The organism is Synechococcus sp. H55.7 (genome assembly GCF_047462395.1).
In the GTDB taxonomy this organism is placed as follows: Bacteria; Cyanobacteriota; Cyanobacteriia; order Thermostichales; family Thermostichaceae; genus Thermostichus.
Genome location: NZ_JANSJD010000016.1, coordinates 51,155 through 73,988 on the forward strand (window position 1 = coordinate 51,155; position 22,834 = coordinate 73,988).

The 22,834-nt window shown below is 59.8% G+C and carries 15 protein-coding genes, 1 tRNA gene and 1 pseudogene; 9 read left to right on the forward strand and 8 right to left on the reverse strand.

What is annotated here, in order from left to right; genetic code table 11:
• The first annotated feature begins 77 nt into the window (after positions 1 to 77).
• Complete coding sequence (locus NW851_RS09230) at positions 78 to 965, forward strand: hypothetical protein (protein ID WP_414333128.1); 888 nt, start codon at positions 78 to 80, stop codon at positions 963 to 965.
• 30 nt (positions 966 to 995) lie between these two features.
• On the opposite strand, the gene NW851_RS09235 is transcribed toward NW851_RS09230, so the two are convergent.
• Both NW851_RS09235 and NW851_RS09240 read right to left on the reverse strand, forming a co-directional pair.
• Positions 996 to 2,300: a hypothetical protein gene (locus NW851_RS09235; protein WP_414337990.1), complete on the reverse strand. Its 1,305-nt coding sequence runs from the start codon at positions 2,298 to 2,300 to the stop codon at positions 996 to 998.
• 49 nt (positions 2,301 to 2,349) lie between these two features.
• Complete coding sequence (locus NW851_RS09240; protein WP_414333130.1) at positions 2,350 to 4,212, reverse strand: M61 family metallopeptidase; 1,863 nt, start codon at positions 4,210 to 4,212, stop codon at positions 2,350 to 2,352.
• Between the two features lie 289 nt (positions 4,213 to 4,501).
• Here NW851_RS09240 and ntcA point away from each other — a divergent pair, with 289 nt between their 5' ends.
• A complete protein-coding gene (gene ntcA, locus NW851_RS09245) occupies positions 4,502 to 5,176 on the forward strand; it encodes a global nitrogen regulator NtcA (RefSeq protein ID WP_414333132.1) in 675 nt (224 codons plus the stop codon).
• A 190-nt stretch (positions 5,177 to 5,366) separates the two neighbouring features.
• Complete coding sequence (gene eno / locus NW851_RS09250; protein WP_414333134.1) at positions 5,367 to 6,650, forward strand: phosphopyruvate hydratase; 1,284 nt, start codon at positions 5,367 to 5,369, stop codon at positions 6,648 to 6,650.
• Here eno and NW851_RS09255 read toward each other — a convergent pair.
• Positions 6,637 to 8,703 carry a prolyl oligopeptidase family serine peptidase gene (locus NW851_RS09255; protein ID WP_414337993.1) on the reverse strand — a complete coding sequence of 689 codons (2,067 nt, stop codon included), beginning with the start codon at positions 8,701 to 8,703 and terminating at the stop codon, positions 6,637 to 6,639. The two genes, eno and NW851_RS09255, sit on opposite strands and share 14 nt — an antisense overlap.
• 134 nt (positions 8,704 to 8,837) lie before the next feature.
• On the opposite strand from NW851_RS09255, the gene treZ reads away from it, so the two are divergent.
• Positions 8,838 to 10,679: a malto-oligosyltrehalose trehalohydrolase gene (treZ, locus tag NW851_RS09260; RefSeq protein ID WP_414337995.1), complete on the forward strand. Its 1,842-nt coding sequence runs from the start codon at positions 8,838 to 8,840 to the stop codon at positions 10,677 to 10,679.
• On the opposite strand, the gene NW851_RS09265 is transcribed toward treZ, so the two are convergent.
• Together NW851_RS09265 and NW851_RS09270 are read right to left on the reverse strand one after the other, a co-directional pair.
• Entirely contained in the window at positions 10,652 to 12,181 is a 1,530-nt protein-coding gene (locus tag NW851_RS09265; RefSeq protein WP_414337997.1) for an FAD-binding oxidoreductase, read from the reverse strand. The genes treZ and NW851_RS09265 overlap by 28 nt on opposite strands.
• Before the next feature lie 34 nt (positions 12,182 to 12,215).
• Positions 12,216 to 13,544, reverse strand: a complete 1,329-nt coding sequence (locus NW851_RS09270) for a four-carbon acid sugar kinase family protein (RefSeq protein ID WP_414337999.1) — start codon at positions 13,542 to 13,544, stop codon at positions 12,216 to 12,218.
• A 255-nt stretch (positions 13,545 to 13,799) separates the two neighbouring features.
• On the opposite strand from NW851_RS09270, the gene phoU reads away from it, so the two are divergent.
• The 3 genes from phoU to clpB all read left to right on the forward strand — a co-directional run bounded on the left by phoU (position 13,800) and on the right by clpB (position 19,605).
• The gene (gene phoU, locus NW851_RS09275) at positions 13,800 to 14,441 is read left to right on the forward strand and encodes a phosphate signaling complex protein PhoU (RefSeq protein ID WP_414333153.1); all 642 of its coding nucleotides are present in this window, start codon (positions 13,800 to 13,802) and stop codon (positions 14,439 to 14,441) included.
• A 173-nt stretch (positions 14,442 to 14,614) separates the two neighbouring features.
• Positions 14,615 to 16,789, forward strand: coding sequence for a ribonuclease R family protein (locus tag NW851_RS09280; protein ID WP_414333144.1), 2,175 nt, complete (start codon positions 14,615 to 14,617; stop codon positions 16,787 to 16,789).
• A gap of 173 nt (positions 16,790 to 16,962) precedes the next feature.
• Entirely contained in the window at positions 16,963 to 19,605 is a 2,643-nt protein-coding gene (gene clpB / locus NW851_RS09285; protein ID WP_414333146.1) for an ATP-dependent chaperone ClpB, read from the forward strand.
• Positions 19,606 to 19,610: 5 nt separating this feature from the next.
• Here the strand turns inward: clpB and NW851_RS09290 are convergent, their stop codons facing one another.
• Together NW851_RS09290 and NW851_RS09295 are read right to left on the reverse strand one after the other, a co-directional pair.
• Complete coding sequence (locus NW851_RS09290) at positions 19,611 to 20,012, reverse strand: SaoD/DsrE family protein (RefSeq protein WP_414333147.1); 402 nt, start codon at positions 20,010 to 20,012, stop codon at positions 19,611 to 19,613.
• Between the two features lie 378 nt (positions 20,013 to 20,390).
• Positions 20,391 to 21,713: a dihydroorotase gene (locus tag NW851_RS09295; protein ID WP_414338002.1), complete on the reverse strand. Its 1,323-nt coding sequence runs from the start codon at positions 21,711 to 21,713 to the stop codon at positions 20,391 to 20,393.
• Between the two features lie 218 nt (positions 21,714 to 21,931).
• On the opposite strand from NW851_RS09295, the gene NW851_RS09300 reads away from it, so the two are divergent.
• Positions 21,932 to 22,005: transfer RNA gene (locus tag NW851_RS09300), tRNA-Arg, on the forward strand.
• A 21-nt stretch (positions 22,006 to 22,026) separates the two neighbouring features.
• Here the strand turns inward: NW851_RS09300 and NW851_RS09305 are convergent.
• Positions 22,027 to 22,536 (reverse strand): type IV pilin protein, encoded by a 510-nt coding sequence (locus NW851_RS09305; RefSeq protein ID WP_414338004.1) that lies wholly within the window; start codon positions 22,534 to 22,536, stop codon positions 22,027 to 22,029.
• 143 nt (positions 22,537 to 22,679) lie between these two features.
• Between NW851_RS09305 and NW851_RS09310 the strand changes: the two are divergent.
• Positions 22,680 to 22,834: pseudogene (locus tag NW851_RS09310) on the forward strand (RNA-guided endonuclease TnpB family protein); the annotation flags it as partial.

Genomic DNA, 22,834 nt, shown 5'->3' on the forward strand with positions numbered 1-22,834 from the left:
GCTTGGCTTGCTTGCCCGGCAGCTTAGAGCAGGAGATCTCGCCAGACTCCGTCCCAGGTTTTCGCAGGATTGCCCCCATGTCCTCTGTCCGATTTCAGCCGTTGCGGGTGGCTTTCACCTGTGCGGATCCCAGCCAAGTCCAAATGCCCGTTGCCGAGTTGCTGGCAGCGTTGCCGGCCTCGCCACTTCTGACCTACACTGACCCGGAAGCAGCGGACTTGCGGGTAGAGATGCTGCCCGATGCCATCTACCACTTCTATCGGCGGGGGGAAGAAGTGGCTCTGGCCGCCTTTCGGATCCCGGTAAAAAAGCCACAGGCCCTGCCCCGCAAGCTGGTGCGGCTGCTGGAGCACGTGGCTGCTTTTGGCAACCTCCTCAACCTGCAACCTGCCACCGATGCTTTGAGCAGCGTCCTAGAGGTGGAGTTTCTCCAACTGGAAACGCCGGCAAGCAGCTCTGCCCCTGCCGAAGTGAGCCCCCTGCCGCGGGATCCCCAGGGACAGGTGCAAATCCAGGCAGGCCGCAACCTCGCCATCGCCCTGCGCAACAGAGCCCCCACCCCCGTGCACGTCTATGTGGTGGTCTTTGACGAGCGGCGCTACAGCGTGGATTTGGTTTACCCCTATCAACCGGATCTGCCCGCTCGTTTGCGCCCCAGCGAGAGCCTGCTGATCGGCTCTGGGCCCCGCTACCTGCTCCAGATGCAACTGCCCGAAGGCGCAGATATGGCGGTGGATCGCTTCAAAATCTGGGTCAGCAGTACCAGTATGCAGCCGGGCATCATGGCGATGCCCCCCCTAGGACAAAGACTGGAACCCCCCTCTGAGGATCCCTATGGGGCCGGATCCCGGCTGGATCGGGAAGTTCGGCTGGCCATTTTGGGCAAGGCGGGCAGCACGCCCATGCCGGCTTTTGCCGAGGATCCCTGGTGGTGTGTGGAGCAGGCTGTCAAAATTGTGGCTTGAGCTAATGCGCTTGGGTGCCTTTCAGATTTCTCAAAGATGACTTTTTAGGATCCCCTCAAAGGCAGCCTCAACCTCATCAACGCTGATGACTGATAAATGGTAGAGGGAAGATAGACTGGTTTTTACATCTTGGCTAACATCGGTTAAAACCATGAAAACTTGGTTTTTCTGGAGACCGAGGTCAGAAGCAATCTTGGAGTACTTCTGTACTTTGTCTTGGTACTCGCCTGTCTTTGATTCCACCCAGTAGAATTGATCGTTAATATGAAAGAAAAGATCCATTTCAAAATCAGCTCCATTCGGCAAAGTAACTTGAGCATTTGTTATGTAAGAGAAATCAATCTTTTCAGCTTGACTTGCAGCAAGGCAGATCAGCTTATCCCTAACGTATCTCTCTAGCCATTTTCCTGAGAGAAAATTTAGTGCTTGGGACGACCTACTGGGTCTTGCTACCAACAGATACCTGGGTGCCTTAAAGTATCTGTACTCTTCTAAAAATGCGATTCCATGTAACTCTTTGGCAACCTGGCAAGTTGAGCTGATTACTTGTTGAGGCTCGTCTTTAAGGTTTATTGAGAAAGAGTTTCCGCTATTCATATTTGATTTAATCATTCCATAGAATCTTTTAATCAAAGAATATCGATTGCCCATAAAGGCAGCTATTTGATCTAATTTTTCCTCTTTTTCTTTCACATCTATGCTTTTGATTTTTATGTTTTTTGAGCTTAAGAATGATTCTATCTTTGATACGTCGACCTCTAATATACCGGCGGCAGCGATCTCCTCTTTATCTCTCGGTACATCGTCTGTTAGCCTAGGCTCTGGTGTTTCATGACTGGCAACCTGCTCATTCTGAGAGCTCTGATCTGTAGTTTGAGATATCTCTAATCTGGGAAAACTTTGGATAGCAATCTGTAGTCGCTGATAAATATCTTTAGTTTCTTTCACTAAGTTTTCCAGGATGGCTCGCTGATCGTTTAGCTGCTCATTATGTTCGGAAAACTTTACAGATATAGCCTGCAGAAGATCTCTACTCCAACTTTGCAGCAAATCTTGGTGACTATCTACAAGACGAGATCTAAGCCCTTTGAGATCGGCTTGAGTAGCCTGTAACTTCCGAGAAATCTCGTCTGCCAATCCTTCGACCAGTTTGGTTAAGGTTTTGTTGGCGTTGTTGAGTTCTTGGCTGTGTTGCCTTAAGTGTGAAGATATCTCTCTAATGATCTCTTGTTTCCAGATTTCCGGTCTAGGACTGACCTTGTAATGGCGAGCAACGTAAACACCCAATGAGAAACCAACAGCCACCCCAATTAATAAAACCAAAACGAAGTCCATTAGATTCGCTCCTGACCCCTGTTGTTACTTCTCGTTTAAGTTAACTAGGTTACTCGCTTGTTTCAAGATTCTCAGGCGAGGTGAGCGAATTTTCAAGAAGAGGCGTATCTTGTCCCGAAGAGCCGAGCAGGGATCCCAGCCAGCCCTGCTGGAGCGCTTTCTGGGTGGGAGTGAGTTGCGGCAACGCTTCGAGGGTGTAAACATCCGGGCGGGGTGGATCCAAGGGGATCCAGAAGTGTTTCAACTGATCGCCTTGGAAGACGCTCAGGCAGATGACCTGGTGGGGCTGGTAGGCCGCCAAGCGTTCTGGCAAGTTGGCAGCGCTTACCCGGAAGCCATCCAAGGCCACCAGCTCGTCGCCGGCCCAGATGCCTGCTTTTTGGGCCGGGGATCCCATCTCCACTGTGCTGATGCGGTTGCCTTCGCCGTTGAAGTTCAGGCCCAGATAGGGGGAAGGGTCAGGGCGGCTGAAGTGGGCCTTGAGGGTGAGGCCAAAAGGGTGTAGGTGAGCGTTGTAGTCCAGCTCTTCCGTACCTTCCACATAGGCGGCGAAAAAGCGGCCAAGATCGGCGCCGGCTGCCCGCTCAAAGGCTTCCCGCAAGTCTTGGTGGGTGTAGCCTTTCTCAAACCGGCCAAAGCGCTGCCACAAATCCTGCATGGCCGTGTCCAGGGATCCCTGGCCCCCCGAAAGGTGGCGAATGTGCAGATCCAGCAGCCAGCAGACCAAAGCGCCCTTGAGGTAATAGGAAACCTGGCTGTTGAGGCTATTTTCGTGGGGACGGTAGAGTTTGATCCAGGTGTCGAAACTGGATTCCCGCAGCGATTGCACGGCCCGACCCGGAGTACGCTGCAGCCGGCCAATTTGCTCGGCCAGGATCTGCAAAAAATCTTTGGCGCTGAGGATCCCTGCCCGCAGCAAGATGACATTTTCGTAGTAGCTGGTTGCCCCCTCGCAAAACCAGAGGCAGTCCACGTAATTTTCTTGGTTGTAGTCAATTTTCTCCAAAGCCAGAGGGCGCAGCCGCTTGACGTTCCAAGCATGGAAAAGCTCGTGGGCCAGCAGAGCCAAAAAGCGGCGATAGGACTGGGGCCGACGCAGCTCCAGGCCAGAATAGTTGAGGGTGGTGCTGTACTTGTGCTCTAGGCCGCCAAATCCCCCTGGCGACAAATGCACAATAAACCAGTAGCGGTCGTAGGGCAGCCCGCCAAAAAACGCCGCAGTGGCCCGGACAATTTTCTCGGCATCGGCCACCGCTTGCTCCAAATCCAGGGTGCCTGCTCCCCAGACCACGAAGTAATGCGGGATCCCTTCCACTGCAAACGACCGCAACTGGTGCAGGCCCACCTCCACCGGACTATCCACCAGCTCGTCGTAGTCTGCTGCCACAAAAGACTGGCCGGAAGCAGGATCCTCAGAAGAAGAAATCAAAGGTCGCAAACTGGTGGCGATGCGCCAATCAGGCTTGGGAGGGATCACCGTCAAGGTGTAGGGTTCCCGCTCGCGACCGGGCACATAGAAAAAGAGCGCCGCCCCGTTGAAGTAGGCGTGGGTGAGATCCAAATGGTTGGTGCGCACCGTCAGCTCATAGGCATAGACCCGATAGCGAACCTTCACAGCCGAACAGCCCGGCGGCTCGATCTCCCAAGTGTTCTTATCTACCTTCCGCCAGGCCAAAGGGATCCCTTGCTCCGTTGCCGCCTGAAACTCTTGCACATGGCGGGCATATTCCCGCACCAGGTAGGATCCCGGCGTCCACACCGGCAGCCGCAGTCGCAGAGGCACTTCTGGATCCACCTCTTGGATCTGTAGTTCCACCTCCAGCAGATGCTTGGCCGGCTCCGGCATCCGCACTGTGAAATGCTGGCGGCTCAGTTGAGAAGGTGCAGCAACAACAGCCTCCGGGATCCCCATAGGATTTTCCAGTCCACCACTTGCTTCCTACCACCCAGAGCTGGCAAGGCCCCAGTGACAATAGCCCTTATCCTACCCTTGGCTTGGGATCCCTTTGTGGAACAGAAACGAGACCTAAAAACGTAGCCCGTGCTACAAAGATGCCTAGGCAGAACCCTCTACCTTAGGGTAAACCCGGCTATTGTTGCCGATTCTGGAGTCGATAGGGTTGCAACTCGGCCCAATGCTTCTAAATTGATCTTACATGGATTGATCTTAGGTATAAACTGACCTCAAAAGGTTGATGAGTATGGTGGTGGCCGTCGCAGAAAAATCTCTGATCACAGCCTTCAAGCAACTGGGAGGCCCTCACCATCCTCCGGTTATCGAAACGTTTGAACGTGGTAAGACCATCTTTTTCCCTGGGGATCCGGCGGAGCGGGTTTACTTTTTGGTGAAAGGAGCTGTCAAGCTCTCGCGGGTCTACGAAATGGGGGAAGAAATTACCGTTGCTCTTCTGCGGGAAAACAGCATCTTCGGGGTGCTCTCCTTCATCACGGGGCAGCGCTCCGACCGCTTCTATCACGCGGTGGCCTTTACGCCTGCTGAGTTGCTCTCTCTGCCGATTGAGCAGGTGGAAAAATCCCTGCGGGAGAACGCCGAACTGGCCATGTTGCTGCTCAAGAGCTTGTCTTCCCGCATTTTGCAAACGGAGATGATGATCGAGACGCTGGCTCACCGCGATATGGGATCCCGTCTGGTTAGCTTTTTGCTGATCCTCTGCCGCGATTTCGGGGTGCCTGGCCCGGATGGGGTCACCATTGATCTCAAGCTGTCTCACCAGGCCATTGCCGAAGCCATTGGCTCGACCCGCGTCACCATCACCCGTCTGTTGGGAGAGCTGCGCAAGAAGAAGTACATTTCCATTTACAAGAAGAAGATCACTGTACACGACCCGATGCGGCTGAGCCACCGCTTTGTCTAGAGGGGATGGGGCCTAAACTCTGCCCCCCAAACCAGCCAATGCTCAACTCACCCCTGCAGCTCCGCAGAATCTTTGGGTTCTCTCTCTTAAAGTTTTCTGGAAGCTGACGGGATCCCGGTCAAGGATCTATTAGCCTGTGGGGGGATCTGGCTTTGGCCAGAGCTGTCTAGCCAATTGCTGAGGTGTAACTGTGGAAACGGCCATCGAGTGGATTACCGCCCATGAGATCCTCGACTCGCGAGGACGCCCCACCCTAGAAGCCCTGGTGGGCCTGGCCAACGGAGCAACGGGCTTGGCGCAGGTGCCCAGCGGCGCTTCGACCGGTACCTTTGAGGCCCACGAGCTGCGGGACGGGGATCCCAAGCGCTATGGAGGTAAGGGCGTGCTGAGGGCGGTGGAAAACATTCTTGGCCCCATCCAGTCGGAGCTGCGGGGAGAAGATGCCCTCAACCAAGCCCGCATCGACCAGTTGCTGATCGACCTGGACGGCACCCCCAACAAGTCCCGCCTGGGGGCCAACGCCATTTTGGCAGTTTCTCTGGCGACGGCCAAAGCGGCGGCGGAAGCGGTGGGCCTGCCTCTTTACAAATATCTGGGCGGGCCTTTTGCCAACTTGCTGCCGGTGCCGTTGATGAACGTGCTCAACGGCGGTGCCCACGCCGACAACAACGTGGACATCCAGGAGTTTATGCTGGTGCCCATTGGTGCGGCCAGCTTTCGCGAGGCGCTGCGCTACGGGGCCGAGGTGTTTGCGGTGCTGAAGACGGTGCTACAGCAGAAGGGGCTGTCCACCGGGGTGGGGGACGAAGGCGGATTTGCCCCCGATCTCCCCTCCAATGCGGCAGCTTTGGATCTGTTGCTGACGGCCATCGAACAGGCAGGCTACAGGCCGGGGGAAGATATCGCCTTGGCCCTGGACGTGGCCGCCAACGAGCTGCTGCAGGATGGGCAGTACCACTTCGAGGGCCAAGCCCGTAGCGCCGAGCAAATGGTCAATTACTACGAGCAACTGCTGGCCAACTATCCCATCCTTTCCGTTGAAGATGGACTGGCGGAGGAAGACTGGGCCGGCTGGCAGGCCCTCACCACTCAACTGGGATCGCGGGTGCAACTGGTAGGGGACGACCTGTTCGTCACCAACCCAGCCCGGCTGCAGAAAGGCATCGACAGCGGCGCCGCCAACGCCATCTTGATCAAGCTCAACCAGATTGGCACGCTGACGGAGACGGTCTCGGCCATGCACCTGGCTAGCCAGGCAGGTTTTCGCTCTGTGATCAGCCACCGCTCCGGTGAGACAGAAGACACCACCATCGCCGACCTGGCGGTGGCCACCCGCGCCGGCCAGATCAAAACCGGATCCCTCTGCCGCAGCGAGCGCATTGCCAAATACAACCAACTGTTGCGCATCGAAGACGAGCTGGGGGAAGCGGCAGTCTATGCCGGCCGGGTGGGCCTGGGCCCTAAAGCTCGCTAACTCCCGTTCCATCCCTCCCCAGCACCTGCACCAAAAAGGCCCAGCGGTCGGCGGTCTCTTCAATGAGCTTGGTGGTGGGCTTGCCGGCCCCGTGGCCGGCTTTGGTGTCGATGCGAATGAGGATGGGCTGGGATCCCCCCTGTGCCGCCTGCAGGGCAGCAGCAAACTTGAAGCTGTGGGCCGGCACCACCCGGTCGTCGTGATCTGCTGTGGTGATCAGGGTGGCGGGATAGGCGGTGCCGGGCTTGAGGTTGTGCAGGGGGGAATAGGCGTAGAGGGCCTTGAATTCCTCCGGGTCTTCCGGGGATCCGTACTCCGAGACCCAGGCCCAGCCGATGGTGAACTTATGAAAGCGCAGCATGTCGAACACCCCCACAGCGGGCAGGGCCGCGGCAAACAGCTCCGGCCTTTGGGTCAGGCAGGCCCCCACCAAGAGGCCGCCGTTGCTGCCGCCGGCGATGGCCAACTTGGAAGGATTGGTGTAGCCATGGGCGATTAGCCACTCAGCCGCGGCGATGAAGTCGTCGAAGACCTTTTGCTTGTTGAGCTTGGTGCCCGCCTGGTGCCAGGCTTCCCCATATTCGCCGCCGCCGCGCAAATTGGGCTGGGCGTAGACCCCTCCCATCTCCAGCCAGGCCACCAGGCCCACCGAGAAGCTGGGGGTCAGAGAGATGCCGAAGCCGCCGTAGCCGTACAGCAAGGTGGGGTGATCCCCTGTCCGCGCTAGGCCACGGCGGTGGACAAGGAACATGGGAATGCGGGTGCCGTCTTTGCTGGCGTAGAACACCTGCTGCACCTCATAGGCGTGGGGATCGAAATCCACCTGCGGTTGGCGAAAGAGGGTGCTGCTGCCAGTGGTGAAGTCGTAGCGGTAGATGGTGGGCGGGGTGGTGAAGCTGGTGAAGGTGTAGAAGGTCTCAGTGTCGTAGCGCTTGCCGCCAAAGCCGCTGGCGGATCCCAGCCCCGGCAGAGGGAGCTCCCCCTGGTAGGTGCCGTCTAAAGCAAAGGTCTTGATCTGGGTGTGGGCGTCTTTGAGGTAGAAGGCAACAAATTGATTGTGGATTAGGCTAACCCCTTGCAGGGTCTCCTCAGCCTCAGGGATCACCTCTTGCAGTTGCCCTGGGCTGTCCAGGTCAAGGGCCACCAGTCGCCGCCGCGGAGCCTGGAAGTCCGTCAGCAGCCAAAAGCGGGAGCCGTCGTTGCCGACAAAGCTGTACTCGGCCTGGAACTCGCAAATGAGCTCCACCACCGGCGAGTTGGGATCCCGTAGGTCTTTGTAGAAGAGGAGGTTTTTGGGATCCGTGCCCCGCCAGACGGAGATGATCAGGTAGTTGCCATCTTCGGTAACCCCGCCAGCAAAGCCCCACTCTTTTTGGTCGGGGCGGTGATAGATCAAGACATCTTCCGACTGGGGGGTGCCGAGGCGGTGGTAGTAGAGCTTTTGGAAGTAGTTGGCGCTTTCGTACTCGCTGCCGGGGGGCGGCTCGTCGTAGCGGCTGTAGAAAAATCCCTGCCCATCCCGTGTCCAGCTGGCCCCAGAGAACTTAATCCAGCGCAGGTGATCCGGCAGGTCTTCTCCTGTTGCAATGTCCCGCACCTTCCACTCCTGCCAGTCGGAGCCGGAGCGGGAGAGGCCATAGGCCAGGTAGCGCCCGTCGCGGCTGATGGCAATGCCTGAGAGGGCCACGGTGCCGTCTTGTGAGAGGGTGTTGGGATCCAGCAAAACCCGGGCTTCGCCCTCCAGGCTTTCTTGGGTATAGAGAACGCTCTGGTTTTGCAGGCCGTCGTTTTTGAAGTAGAAGTAGCGGCCGCCCTCTTTGAAGGGCTGGCTGTATTTTTCGTAGTTCCAAAGTTGGGTTAGGCGCTCCAGGAGCCGCTGCCGCGCCGGGATCCGCTGCAGATAGTCAAAAGTTAGCCGGTTTTGCGCCTCGATCCAGGCCCGCGTCTGCTCAGAATCCAGATCTTCCAGCCAGCGATAGGGATCCGGCACCGGCTGCCCATGGTAGACATCGACAACGGTGGGATCCGGATGGCTGGGCGGGTAGTTAAACATAGGGACGGAGCAGCGAAAGGCCAATTCCACTATGGCAGAGGGAAGAGTCGGCAACCCACCCCAAGACCTGAGCCTCGAATGTCTGGGGGAGCAAGCCTCGCTATAGTGGAAGCCGAGTTGTGCAGGTGGGTTTCGTGCTTCAGGGTTCCCCTTCCTCTCAGCGTTCCCAGGTCGAACGGATTGGCGCCTATCCCTGCGGCCAGGGCCACTACCGCTTCTCGGTGTGGGCGCCCTTGGTCGAACACGTGGAGCTAAAAGTCATTAGCCCCGTCCAACAGGTCATCCCTCTGGCCCAAGATGGGCAAGGCTACTGGCAGGGTGAAGTGGAGGGGATCCCGCCGGGGCCAGTGGACTACCTCTACCGCCTGCACACCTCAGGGGGGGTGGTGGAGCGGCCGGATCCGGCTTCCCGCTGCCAGCCCCGCGGCGTCCATGGCCCTTCGCGGGTGGTGGATCCTCACTTCGACTGGCAGGATCAAGCCTGGAAGGGGATCCCGCTCTCCCAGTGGATCCTCTACGAGCTGCATGTAGGCACCTTTACCCCGGAGGGCACCCTTGCCGCCCTGATCCCCCGCCTGCCGCAACTGGTGGAGCTGGGGGTCAACGTGCTGGAGCTCATGCCGGTGGCCCAGTTTCCGGGGGAGCGCAACTGGGGCTATGACGGCGTCTATCCCTATGCCGTGCAGGTCAGCTATGGAGGAGCAGCGGGCCTGAAGGCGCTGGTCAATGCCTGCCACCAGCAGGGCCTGGCGGTTGTTTTGGACGTGGTCTACAACCACCTGGGGCCGGAGGGGAACTACCTGCGGAACTTTGGCCCCTACTTCACCGACAAGTACCGCACCCCTTGGGGAGAGGCCCTCAACTTCGACGACCGCTATTCCGACGGCGTGCGGGAGTTTTTCCTGCAAAATGCCGAATACTGGCTAGAGGAGTTTCACCTGGACGGCCTGCGGCTGGACGCCGTGCATGCCATCTACGACTTCAGCGCCCACCCCTTTTTGCAGGAATTGGCAGAGCGGGTGGAGGCCCTGGAGGCGCGCACAGGCTGGCCCAGGGTTCTGGTAGCCGAAAGCGACCTCAACGACGTCCGCCTCATCACCCCCCGCGAGCAAGGGGGCTACGGCCTAGATGCCCAGTGGTGCGACGACTTCCATCACTCGGTTCACACCCTGCTTACCGGGGAAAAGACAGGCTACTACCAAGACTTCGGCCAATTGGAGCACCTGGCCAAGTCCTACCGCGAGAGCTACGTCTATTCTGGGCAGTACTCCCGCTACCGGGCCCGCCGCCACGGCAATTCCGCTCTCGCCAGGCCGGGCTCCCAGTTTGTAATCTGCATTCAAAACCACGACCAAGTGGGCAACCGCAGGCTGGGAGAGCGCCTCAGCCAGCTCACTTCCCTAGAGGGCCTGAAGTTGGCCGCCGCCGTCCTGCTGCTGGCTCCCATGCTGCCGCTGCTGTTTATGGGGGAAGAATATGGGGAGGTGGCCCCGTTTCTCTACTTCATTAGCCACGGGGATCCCGACCTGGTGGAAGCGGTGCGGCAGGGACGGCGCCGCGAGTTCAGCGCCTTTGCCTGGCAAGGGGAGGTGCCGGACCCGCAAGCGGAAGAGACCTTCTTGCGCTCCAAGCTCAACTGGGAGCTGGGCACTGCTGGCCACCACCAGGTCTTGCGGCGGTGGTACCAAACCCTCATTCACCTGCGCAAGACCCTGCCGCCGCTGCAAAACCTGGAGCGGAGTTCGGTGGGGGTGGAGCTGTTTGCTCCAAGCGGCCTGGCCCTGCACCGCCACCAGGGATCCCAAGCCGTTCTGGCCCTGTTTAACTTCAGCTCCGACCAAGCAGCCACCTACGCCCAATGGCCCAACGGCCGGTGGGAGAAGCTTCTAGATAGCGGCGACCAGAGATCCTCGGCAAAAAACCAAGGGGATCCCGTTGAGGTGCCGCCCTATGGAGTGGTGGTGTACGGCCAGTGATCCCGACCGCAGCCGTAGCGCCAGGCCTCGCGCCGCCGGTTCCAGAAGTAGTCTTGCGGGGCCCCTTCCAGGCGGTCGGCTAGCCTTTGCAAGAGCTCGTAGAGGCCGAGGGCGCCAAAGTGGCCCGCCCAGGCCACCAGCTCCGGCAACCCCAACCGGGGCAAAAGCGCGGCCACCAGGGCTGGATCTTGCCTCATCACCCCCCACAGTGCCTGGGCCAAGCCGCCAAACTGCACCACATCCTGCAAAAAGAGCTGCACCACCTGGGGGCCGGCGGCAACCATGGCCTCAAACACTCTGCTCAACAGGCGGTTAATGCTGTTGGGATCCCAGTTTTTCTCTCCCAAAGGAGGGATCATCGCCTTCTGAAAAAGCCAGGTTACCGCCAAATTAGGCTGGTAGGGCTGCAGCAGGGCCAGGGCCGCCTGCTCCAACTGCCGCTGCACCAGCGCCTCGTGGATCCCCTGCTGCAGGCGATCCAGATGGCGCAACATCGCCCCAAAGCCGCCAAAGCTCAAAGGCGACTGGCTGCCGCTGCTGTCGCCAACCGCCAAGAGGCGATCCCAAGGCAGTTGCAGCGGGCTGCAGCGGTAGGCGGGGAAAACACCACACAGCTTGCGCAGCCAGCGGATCTGGGCCAACTCGGCCCCCTGGTAGGCAGGGAGCAGCCGGCAGTAGTCCTGCCAAAGCCTCTCCAGACTGGGTCGGCGGGGATCCCGGTCGCAGTAGGTAAAGAGATAGGTGGTGCGGCCATCGCGGGCGGGGAAGGCCTCCCAAAAGGGCTGGTAGCCCTCCTGGGCGGGGGTAAAGCTGTAGAACAGATCCCCAGTGGGTTGCTCCGGCAGCCCCTGGGCGCAGGATCCCACCACCAGACAGACGCTGTCCGGCGGCTGCCCTTGACGGGCCTGGGCCAAGATGGGGGAGCGGTGCCCCATGGCATCCAGCAGCAGTTGGGCGCTGAGCTGGCCGGTGGTGGTTTGGATGCGGATCCCATCGGGGTGGACCGTGGCGCCCAGAAACCCGGTTTGCTCCCGCACCTGGCCCCCCCAGGCCAGAAAATGCTGCTTGAGGAACTCCAGCAAGCTGACCGGATCCACGCCCACGTTCAGCACCCCTTCCACCCACCAGGTGGGGCCCTCCCCAAAGCCAATGCGCCCCCTGGGGTAGTGGGTCACCTGCACCGCCTCCCACTCTGTCGAGGTGAGCAACTCCAGCTCTAACAACACCTGCAGCTCCTGCCGGGAGGTGTTCCACTCCTGCTCCCGCCCCCGCAGGCTCCCCCGCTCGATGAGGATCACCCGCCAGCCCCGCTGGGCCAAAGCCGCTCCCAAGAGGATCCCCAGGGTGCCGCCGGCAATCACCACATCGGCATCCCGGCTGCCCAGGCTTTCAGAACAGCGGTGCACCACCGCCGCGGGCAACGCCGTCTGCCCCTGGCGCAGGGATCCCCACCAGGCCTCCGAGGCGGGCAGAGCTTCAGGCGAAGAGATGAGTTCAGCCATGGCGGGAAGAACCGACAGAAGCGTTCCCTCTAGGCTAGACCAGCCCGCGGCTGTGGAGGCGACGGTGGATCAAAGCCAGCGTATCCACCTCGCCCACGTTGCCCGGAAACAGCACCACCGGCAAGTTGGGAAAGCGGGGGTGATCCGCCGGCGTGAGCACCATGGAGACCCCTGGGTAGATCTGCCCCAGCAGCCGCACTGCCGGCAGGTTGAGGCCGAGGCTGAGGGTGTCGTTGGAGGTGATGCCGCCCTTGCTGACCAGGTAGCCAATCCCCTCCGGCAGCCCCTGCACAATGGCCATTAACAAACGAGAAACCCTCTGCCCAAAGGCCAGGCGTGCCTCTGGGGTGGCACCGTCGAACCTCACTTCTTCTCGGCTGGTGTAGACCACCGGCGTCAGGCCCTGCTCGTAGGCGCGCTGGACTTGGCTCAAGATGGCCGGCAGCAGCTCCGCTTCCCGCCCCGGTTCCAACAGGCGCTTCACCTCCACTTCAATGCCCTGGATCCCTGGCTCCTGCAACAGGCGGGCCAACTGCTGGCTGGACTTTTGCACATGGGATCCCACGATCACCACCCCTGGCCGGTCGGAGCGGACAAACTGCCCCATTTGCTCTGGCGGAACCGGCTGCGGCGGCAACTGGGCTAGAGCCGTCAAGAGGCTGGCGGCGCTGCGAAACAAAAAGCGCTTCCCCTGCTCCAGAGCCGCCCAAACATCCTGGGCAAAACGATCCAGATCCGCTTGGGTTTCTCCATCCACCACACAGCAGACATTCCCCTCTAGACCCAAAAGCTGCTCCAGACAGCCGGCGCGGATCTGCTCCAGCGTCAATCGCACCACCTGCTCAGCCTGGATCCGCCCCTGGGTTTTTTCCTGCACATAGTCGGGCAAATAGCTGTGGTGGTAGCCGAACACCGCATCGCGGGCAAACTCCGTTTCATGCACGGGCACCCAGCGGCCCTCCACCCGCAGGTAGTGGACGCTGTCGCGGGTGATGCGCCCTCCCTCAAAAAAAGCCGGCACCAGAAAATGGGCATCAAAAGGCCCCAGCTCCGCCGCCATGACATCGGTTTCCAAGGGGTAGTGCCCGCGCAGCGTCGAGTCGGAGCGGCTGACAAAGAGGGCCCGCTCCCACCCCAGCTCCCCCATGGCCTGCTTGAGGGCCCGGCAGACCGACCGTGTCACCTCGGCAGCCTTGGCCGGCGGCAGGGATCGCGTGTTGGTGAGAATGAAGCGAATTGGCGAGCCATCCTGCAGGCCCAGCTTGAGCGTTTCCGCATCCCAGCGGGTCAGCAGCAGGCAACTGTGCACGGTCTGGGATCCGGTGGGATCATCATCCAGCACGACAATGGGGGGACGAGTCATCGGAGTATCTCAATCCAGAACGACAGCATAGCCCCAAGCCTCCAGGCGGAGACAACCTCGCAACACCCCACCCGCTTGCACCCCCTCCTTATCATCCTCTCCCAAATTGGCCGCTCCCTCGATCCCCATCCTGTTTTTTCTCTTGATTCGAGAGAAGTTTGCCATGATTGAGATCTACCGGTGCAATCGACTGGCTTCGGGGGCCGCCAACAGTGGCAGCCACTCCCTCCCACCTACATCCATGGGGAAAAAGCCATGGGGCAAGCTGAGCTGCAACTTCAGATCAAGCGGATTCAGCAGGACGTGCTGCGCATGGGGGCGCTGGTGGAAAAATCGGTGGTCTTGGCCCAGCAGGCCCTGTTTGAACAGAACTTGGCCGCTGCCGAACAGGCCATCTCCCAAGACAAGCAAATTGACCGTTTTTATCGTCAAATCGAGAAAGATTGTATTAGCTTGATCGCCTTGCGCTCGCCGGTGGCACAAGATCTGCGCTGGATCAGCGCCCTGATGCAACTGGTGCGGGATCTGGAGCGGATTGGCGACTACGCCAAAGACTTGGCCGAAGTGGCCTTGCGCTTGGCTTTCTACCCGCCGCCGCCGGAGCTGAGGCACATTCGCGTGATGATGCAGCGCTGCCAGAAAATGCTCAGCCATAGCCTGGCGGCCCTGACGGAGTTGGATGCCGAGCTGGGCCGACAACTGAAGCGGGAAGACGACGCCGTTGATGAAGACTACACCAACCTTTACAATACGTTGGCGCAACAGTCGGACATCAGGGGATCGATCGAGCCTATCCTGTTGATGTTGCTGGCGATCCGCTACCTAGAACGTCTGGCCGACCACAGCACCAACATCGGTCAGCGGGTGGCTTTTATCGTCACCGGCCACCGAGATTAACGCCAACGGGTTGAGTCTTGCCCTGTCTTAACCCCCCTTCTTCCCTCCTCCTTTCCCTGACACCCAAAATGGACTTCTCTCGGATTTTTCAGCATTTTCTCTCTCAGGAACAATGGACCGACAAAGACACACTTCTTGCTCTCTTGCCATCCCCTGATCCAGAAGCGCAGGAAATGCTTGAGATTGCCCTCGATGGTCTGGTGCGGGCAGGGTTTCTCGAACGCACAGGGGATCCGCCTCGCTATCGGCGTAGGCCGGATGAATCCCTGGTGGTGGGGCGCTTGCGCTGTTCCAGCAAGGGCTTTTGCTTCGCCATCCGGGATGAGCCGGGGGCGGAGGATGTGTACATCCACGGCAGCAACCTCAGCGGCGCTTGGAACGGCGACCAAGTGATAGCCCGGATCACCAAAGAGGGCAATCGCCGCCGCAGCCCGGAGGGAGAGGTGGTGGCCGTCATGGAGCGGGCCAACCCTACACTGGTGGGCCGCCTCAAACAGACGGAACAGGACTTTCGGGTGGTGCCTTTGGATGACCGGCTGCTGTTCGAGCTGGCCTTGACGGAGGGATCCCCTGCCGAGCTGGCGGAAGGTCGGGTGGCCTATGTGGAAGTGGAGCGCTATCCGCTGGGAGATTTGCCCCCCGTGGGCACGATTCGCAAGATCTTGGGCGACGGCCCGGAGGCCTCCATCGATGCAGATCTGGTTTGTTGCAAGTACGACCTGCCGCAGGAGTTTCCCCCGGCGGTGCTAGAAGCCGCGGCCGCCCTGCCCAAAAAGCTGAGCCGCTCCGACCAAAAGGGCCGTCGCGATCTGCGCGATTGGTTTTGCATCACTTTAGAACCCTTGGATCTGCAGCACCCCCACGGCCTCGAGCCCAACGTGGCCGTCTCCCTGCAGCGGCAGGAAGAGGACAACTGGCTGCTGGGGATCCACATTGCCGACGTGGCCCACTGGCTGGATCCTGAGCATCCTCTGGAGCAAGAAGCTCAGCAGCGGACGGCCACCGTTTACCTCGACACGAGGGTGTTGCCTCTTTTTCCGCCGGAAGTGCACAGCCGCCTGGCTCTGTTGCCGCAGCAGGAGCGCTTGGCCTATTCGTTGCTGTTAACCATCGACCCAGAGGGGGTGGTACAAAGCTTCGAGATCCATCCCAGCCTGGTGCAGTCGCGGGCTCACCTCTCCTATGGCCAGGTGCAGGCCCTCTTGGCCACCGCTGCGGATCTGGGCCCTGAGGAGGAGGTGCCAGAATTGATGGCCCTGCTGCAAAACCTGCTCCGCCTCAGCCAAATCCTGCGGGTCAAACGTCACCAAGCGGGCGGCTTTGACCTGCCCCTGTTGGATTTGCTCACCCCCCACTCCGCTGACGAGAGCGGCTACGGCCCCCTTTTGATCAGCGATCGCCTCGGCGCCCACGCTCTGATGACCGAGGTGCTGCTGCTGGCCAACCAAACCTTGGGCCACCATTTGCGCCAATTGGGGATCCCTTCCTTGGCCCGCGTGCAGTCCGCCCCCACTGCCGAGGCCCTGCAGAACTTTTTGCGCCTGGCCAACGCCATGAAGCTGGATCTGAATTTGCAGGATCCAGAAGCCGTGACCTTGGCCGATTGGCAGCGGATCTGTGTCCGCATCACCGCCCCCGATGTGTTGGCCGCAGGGACTAGCCCAGCCTTGGTGGCCCAGTTGTTGGCCACTTTGCCCCCCGTCGAGTATTGCCTGCAGCCTCTGCAGGAGCCCCTCGGCCATTTTGGCTTGGGCCTTAAAGAACCCTACGCCACCTTTACGGCCCCTTTACGCCGCTATGCCGATTTGCTGAATTTGCGTGCTTTGCACCTGGCCTTGAGCAAAGGACGGGATCGCCGCAGCCCGCGCTCCAAAACCGTGGTGGATCTGCACGGCCCCGGCGGCTACGGCCAGATCGACTGGCAGGTGTTGCCACCCAAGCTGCAGGAGGAATGGCAGGCCTTTCTCCAGGCGCAACTGCCCAAAATCCAGGAGGGGCACCGGATCCGGCAGCACGCAGAACGGGAGCTGATGGGCCTGAAGCGCTCTGAGTTCATGCAAAAACATCTGGGGGAGGTGTTCCCCGGCCTGATCATCGGCGTCCAGAACTACGGCTTTTTTGTGCAGGTGGATCCCATCTTGGCGGAAGGGTTGGTGCGGGTCAGCACCCTGAAAAACGATTGGTACGAGTACCGCAGCCGCCAGCAGGCCCTGGTAGGGCGCAAGAGCCGGCGCCAGTTCCGTCTGGGGGATCGAGTGGAAGTGCAGATTAAAAACGTCGATTACTACCGCCAGCAAATTGATTTGGCAGTGATCGGCGAGGGCCGCCCCTGCGAAGAAGAGGAATAAGGCGGGGATCCCTCCATCGATCGAGGGCAAAGGGGGCGGTTGTTGCGAACTCTGGCGCGGCCAAAATGGGCGATACCTGAATTATCAGGATCCCTTTTCCCAAGCGGGGGCCGAGATGGCCGCTTCCCCTGCTGTCTTCCTATACACTGTAGTAAAAAACCTGCTGAACTTCTATGCAGCCCACCAATCCCAACCAATTTACCGAGAAAGCCTGGAGCGCCATTGTCCAATCCCAGGATGTAGCCCGGCGGCACCAGCAGCAGCAACTGGAAACCGAGCATTTGCTCATCTCCCTTCTCGATCAAGAAGGGGGTCTCACCCAGACCATTTTGCAGCGGGCCGGCCTCGATCCAAGGCTGGTGCGGGACAAGGTGGAAAGCTTTATCAACCAGCAGCCCAAGCTGGCGCGGGTGGATCAGCTCTACCTGGGCCGCGGCCTGGAGACCACGCTGGATCGGGCTGAAGAGTTTCGCAAAGAATACGAAGACGACTTCATTTCGGTAGAGCACTTGCTTTTGGGAGCCCTGGACGACGAGCGGGTGGGCAAGCGGGTTTTAGCACCCCTAGGTTTAACCGTCGAGCGCCTCAAACCCGTTATCCAACAAGTGCGGGGCAAACAGCGGGTTACCGACAAAAACCCTGAGTCCCGCTACGAGGCCCTGGAGCGCTATGGCCGCGACTTGACCAAGGCCGCCCGCGAAGGGAAGCTGGATCCGGTGATCGGGCGGGACGACGAGATCCGCCGCGTCGTTCAGGTGCTCTCCCGCCGCACCAAAAACAACCCGGTGCTCATCGGCGAACCCGGCGTGGGGAAAACCGCCATTGTCGAAGGTCTCGCTCAACGCATCAACCGGGGAGATGTGCCGGAGTCGTTGAAAAACCGGCGCGTCATTGCCCTAGATATGGGCTCCTTGATTGCTGGCGCCAAGTACCGCGGTGAGTTTGAAGACCGCCTCAAAGCTGTGCTCAAGGAGGTTACCGAATCGGAAGGGCAGATCATCCTCTTCATCGACGAGCTGCACACCGTGGTCGGGGCGGGGGCTGCCGAGGGGGCGATGGATGCCGGCAACCTGCTCAAGCCGATGCTGGCCCGGGGCGAATTGCGCTGCATTGGCGCCACCACCCTGGATGAGTACCGCAAACACATCGAAAAAGACGCCGCCCTGGAGCGCCGCTTCCAGCCGGTGTATGTGGATCAGCCCTCCGTAGAAGACACCATCTCCATCCTGCGCGGCCTCAAAGAGCGCTACGAGCTGCACCACGGGGTCAAGATCAGCGACTCGGCCTTGGTGGCGGCAGCCGTTCTCTCCAACCGCTACATCTCCGAGCGCTTTTTGCCCGACAAGGCCATCGACCTGGTGGACGAAGCGGCAGCCAAGCTCAAGATGGAGATCACCTCCAAACCCGTCGAATTGGATGAAATCGACCGGCGCATCATGCAACTGCAGATGGAGGAGCTCTCCCTCAAGAAGGAAGACGACCTCGCCTCCAAAGATCGCCTGGGCAAAATCGAGCAGGAGCTGGCCAACCTGATGGAGCGACAGCGGGAGCTCAATGCTCGTTGGCAGATGGAAAAAGAGGCCATCGAGCGGCTGCAAAACCTCAAAGCCGAGCGGGATGCCGTCAAGCTGCAGATTGAACAGGCAGAACAAAAATATGACCTCAACCGCGCTGCCGAGCTCAAATACGGCAAGCTGATGGAGCTGGAGCGGCAGATCCAAGAGCAGGAGGCCCACCTGGCCAAGCTGCAGGCCAACGGTGAGCCCTTGCTGCGGGAGCAGGTGACGCCCGAAGACATTGCCGAGATCGTCTCCCGCTGGACCGGGATCCCGGTCACCAGCTTGATGGAGTCGGAAAAGCAAAAGCTGCTGCGCCTGGAAGCCCACTTGCACCAGCGGGTGGTGGGCCAGGACGAAGCGGTAGCCGCCGTAGCCGCTGCCATTCGGCGGGCCCGCGCTGGCCTTAAGGATCCCAATCGGCCCATTGGCTCCTTCCTGTTCATGGGGCCCACCGGCGTTGGCAAAACGGAACTTGCCCGCGCCTTGGCGGAGTTCCTCTTCGACACCTCCGAGGCGATGGTGCGCATCGACATGTCCGAGTACATGGAGAAGCACTCTGTCTCCCGCTTGATTGGGGCTCCGCCGGGCTATGTGGGCTACGAAGAAGGGGGGCAGCTCTCGGAAGCGGTGCGGCGCCGTCCCTACTCGGTGGTGCTCTTTGACGAGGTGGAGAAAGCTCACCCCGATGTCTTCAACATCCTGCTGCAGGTGCTGGACGATGGCCGCATCACCGACTCCCAGGGGCGGACGGTGGACTTCAAGAACACCATCATCATCATGACCAGCAACATCGGCAGCGAGCTGATTCTGGAAATCGGGGGCGATGAGAGCCGCTACGAGGAGATGAAAACTCAGGTGCTGGCCATGCTGCGGCACCACTTCCGGCCGGAGTTCCTCAACCGCGTGGATGAACTCATCATCTTCCACGCCCTCACCAAAGCGCAGATTCGCCAGATCGTCAGCCTGCAGATGCGGCGGGTGGAGCAGTTGCTGGCGGATCAGCAGATTGAGATTGTCCTCACCGAAGAGGCCAAGGACTACCTGGCCGAGCTGGGCTACGACCCCGTGTTTGGAGCTCGCCCGCTGAAGCGGGTGATCCAGCGGGAGATCGAAAACCCCATCGCCACCAAGCTGCTGGAAAACGAGTTCCTGCCCGGCGACCGCATCCTGGTGGATGTGGCCAACGAACGGCTGGTCTTCCGCAAGATTGGCTCTCAGCCCAGCCAAGAGCCGCCTGCTGCCGTAGCCGTCAGCTAAGTCGGTTAGAGGCTAATTACCTGGTCAGGTGGGTTGTCTTTTAGGGCCGCGTAGAGGTCGGGAAAGCAGCCCACCTGCACGCCTTTGACCACATTCTTGGGAACACAATAGCCCGGCTCCTTGCGCCCCTGGCCCTTTGAGTCGCACCACTTGGGTTCCCCTTCCGCCAGGTTGCGCTCCAGGGCGCACAGGTCACACATCATCAGCAAAATCTTTTGCGCTTCGGCAATCTTGGCCAGGCGCTCGCCAATGGGATCCCCCTGCCGCAAGACAAAGCAGTTGTCGTCAAAAAAGAACATGCCCACCACTTCCACGCCGTGTACCCCCGCTTCTAGCTGCGGCAGGATCATCTGGCCCAGCTTGTAGGTGCCGCCGCGAGGAGTGATGAAGACGTAGGCAACTTTCATGGCCGCTCCTTAGGTGTTTTCCAACTTGATTATCATCGATTATCGCTTTCAAAGTAGCACAGCTTACTGAAAGGGCGTAAGACACTCCCCAAGCATTCCTCGCCACTATCCTCACCCCCAGCCCCTCTCCCAGCCCTCACCCCCAGCCCCTCTCCCAGAGGGAGAGGGGAGTTAGAGCGGCGCGTTCGCGACAGCGTTGCGTAGCAATAACGACGTAACGAACCGTTTCATTGCTATTTGAAATGACTATAAGACTATAAACTGAGATGGGATCTGGAGCTCTGCTCCTCTTGCCTAGGCAGGGAGAAGCCGAAGCAGCTCAGTGTTCAACCGCCATCTTGAAAGGTTTGAACAGGTGCAACCTCGAAGGGGATCCCCCTAGCGCCGAAAGGTTAGCGCCTGGCCGCGCACCGAGGGATCCACCTGACCGTTTTGAAAGGCGATCTGCCCGCCCACAATTGTGAGCAGCGGCCAGCCCACCAGTTCCCAGCCCTCAAACGGGCTCCAGCCGCATTTGGTGAGCAGCTCTTCCCGTCGCACCGGCTGAGGCGTGTGGCGATCCACCAATACCAGATCGGCATCGTAGCCCACCTGCAGCCGCCCCTTGTTGGGGATCCCGTAGAGGCGGGCCGGCGCCTCGCACATCCACTGCACCACCTGGCGCAGGGTACAGCGGCCCTGCTGGGCTGCGGTCAGCATCAGGGGCAAGGCCGTCTCCACACCGGGCATGCCAGAGGGGGAGTGGGGGTAGGGCTGGGCCTTTTCGGCCAGGGTGTGGGGGGCATGGTCGGTGGCGATGCAATCAAGGATGCCGTCGTGTAGCCCCTGCCAGAGCTGGTTCAGGTTAGCCGGATCCCGCAGCGGCGGGTTCATCTGGACGAGGGATCCCAGGCGGGCGTAGTCGGCGGTGCTGAGCAGCAGGTGCTGAGGGGTGACCTCGGCGCTAACCCAGGCGGGTTTGTGCTGGCGCAGCAGCTCCACCTCCAGGCCGGTGGAGAGGTGCAAAATGTGCAGGCGGTGGCGGTAGCGGGTGGCCAAGTCCAAAGCCCGTTGCGAGGCAATCAGCGCGGCTTCTTCATCCTGAATCAGGGAGTGAACCGCCACATCTGTACGTCCGGCAAAGAGGGCCCGCCGGGCTTGAATCCGCGAGTGATCTTCAGCGTGGACGGCGATAACAAAATTGGGATCCGTCTCGGCAAAGATCCGCTCTAATGCCGCTTGGTCATCCACCAGCAAGGGGCCATGCATGGATCCCATGAAGATCTTGATGCCGCAAGCCCCTTGCACTGTTTGCAGCTCTTTGAGGTTATCGGCGGTGGCTCCGATGAAAAAGCCGTAGTTGACCACGCACTTGCTGGCGGCCCGGGCCAACTTGTCATCCAGCGTTGCCTGGTCGATCGTCAGCGGATCCGTATTGGGCATCTCCAGAAAGCTGGTTACCCCACCGCGAGCGCAGGCCCAGGATCCCGTCTGTAGGTCTTCTTTGTGCTCCCGGCCCGGCTCGCGAAAGTGAACCTGGGGGTCGATCACCCCCGGCATGAGGGTATGGCCCTCCGCGTCGATAACCCTAGCCACCCTTTCTGCCGAGAGATTCTGGCCGATTTGGGCAATGCGTCCCTCCCGCACCAGCACATCTCCCAGCCAGGGATCCCCTTCCGGCACCAATAGCTCCGCATTGCGGATCAGCAGACTGTCAGACAAAGCGCCTCCAAGACAACGCCAATTTCCCAGTTGGACTATCTTAGAGAACTGGCCACCAATCCGGCACCCCACTTCCCACTTGACATCCCCCTCAGGGCTGCGGCTTGCTTCCGCGCAGCGGCGGGCAAAGGCTTAACGGCGCTTTCTGGTAATCTGGGTTGAGGGTTTAAGATCGGTAGGTGTTGCCCAGCATCCCTTACTCCATTCTCTCTTTGTCTGGGGCTGTAGCTCAGATGGATAGAGCAAGCGCCTCCTAAGCGCTAGGCCGGCGGTTCAAGTCCGCCCAGTCCCGTTGTGTGAAATCTTCAGAGTTTCACCGATAGAGGTTGCAGGAGTTGTGCAGGTCGTAGCCAGAAGCCAAAACCTCTTGCTGGCGATCCCCAAGGCCGATGTCACAGCGCAGAAGCTCCCCACCAGCACTCACATGGGTATGAGCCTCAGTCATCCAACGCATGCCGGTCACGCCAGGAGCAGGAGGAACCACTTCAGGAAGACGACAGTTGTAGGCTGGCCAGGGGTCTTGCAAATAGCGATCCCCGTGAACCCCACCGAATTCGATATCGGTGTAGCCGGAGGGATAAACCGTAAAGTCCATGCGGAAAACTTCTGAAGCACGGCCAACGGTCGCCAAAGCTGCTTGGGCTTCAGCAACTCTGGAGCGACGAATCTGATTGAGCAGATTGGGAATAGCCACAGCGGAGAGAATACCAACAATTACGATGACCACCAGCAACTCGATCAACGTCATGCCGTGGGGGGCTGCAGTGGTCGGGCGGAAGAGCATCCTCTTCAGATAGGCTTCATGAGAGGAAAGTCGGCTCATGGCAGTATCCACTCCACCTTCGCAGAACTCAGGTATCCAGATACACGCAATTTAGGCCAGCATTCAGCTAGAAACCGCAGGAGCCCCGCCCTGTACCCGTAGGGCCAGGGTCGGGAGGAATGCGGACGACGTATGATTGCATCATGACCCAAGTCCTGACTATCTCCTGCAAGCTCAAGGTATCTGCTTCGCAAGCCGTGAAGCTAGAGGCAACCTTGTCTGCTTTTGCACAAGCACTCAACTGGGTCAACCAAAACACACCAGAGAAGGTGGTCAACGCAGTCAAGCTTCAATCGCT

Excerpts from the sequence above, each read along its gene's own strand:
- NW851_RS09230 (WP_414333128.1), top strand. The coding sequence starts at position 78 with ATGTCCTCTGTCCGATTTCAGCCGTTGCGGGTGGCTTTCACCTGTGCG.
- NW851_RS09235 (WP_414337990.1), bottom strand. The coding sequence starts at position 2,300 with ATGGACTTCGTTTTGGTTTTATTAATTGGGGTGGCTGTTGGTTTCTCA.
- NW851_RS09240 (WP_414333130.1), bottom strand. The coding sequence starts at position 4,212 with ATGGGGATCCCGGAGGCTGTTGTTGCTGCACCTTCTCAACTGAGCCGC.
- ntcA (WP_414333132.1), top strand. The coding sequence starts at position 4,502 with ATGGTGGTGGCCGTCGCAGAAAAATCTCTGATCACAGCCTTCAAGCAA.
- NW851_RS09255 (WP_414337993.1), bottom strand. The coding sequence starts at position 8,703 with ATGTTTAACTACCCGCCCAGCCATCCGGATCCCACCGTTGTCGATGTC.
- NW851_RS09265 (WP_414337997.1), bottom strand. The coding sequence starts at position 12,181 with ATGGCTGAACTCATCTCTTCGCCTGAAGCTCTGCCCGCCTCGGAGGCC.
- NW851_RS09270 (WP_414337999.1), bottom strand. The coding sequence starts at position 13,544 with ATGACTCGTCCCCCCATTGTCGTGCTGGATGATGATCCCACCGGATCC.
- phoU (WP_414333153.1), top strand. The coding sequence starts at position 13,800 with ATGGGGCAAGCTGAGCTGCAACTTCAGATCAAGCGGATTCAGCAGGAC.
- NW851_RS09280 (WP_414333144.1), top strand. The coding sequence starts at position 14,615 with ATGCTTGAGATTGCCCTCGATGGTCTGGTGCGGGCAGGGTTTCTCGAA.
- clpB (WP_414333146.1), top strand. The coding sequence starts at position 16,963 with ATGCAGCCCACCAATCCCAACCAATTTACCGAGAAAGCCTGGAGCGCC.
- NW851_RS09290 (WP_414333147.1), bottom strand. The coding sequence starts at position 20,012 with ATGAAAGTTGCCTACGTCTTCATCACTCCTCGCGGCGGCACCTACAAG.
- NW851_RS09305 (WP_414338004.1), bottom strand. The coding sequence starts at position 22,536 with ATGAGCCGACTTTCCTCTCATGAAGCCTATCTGAAGAGGATGCTCTTC.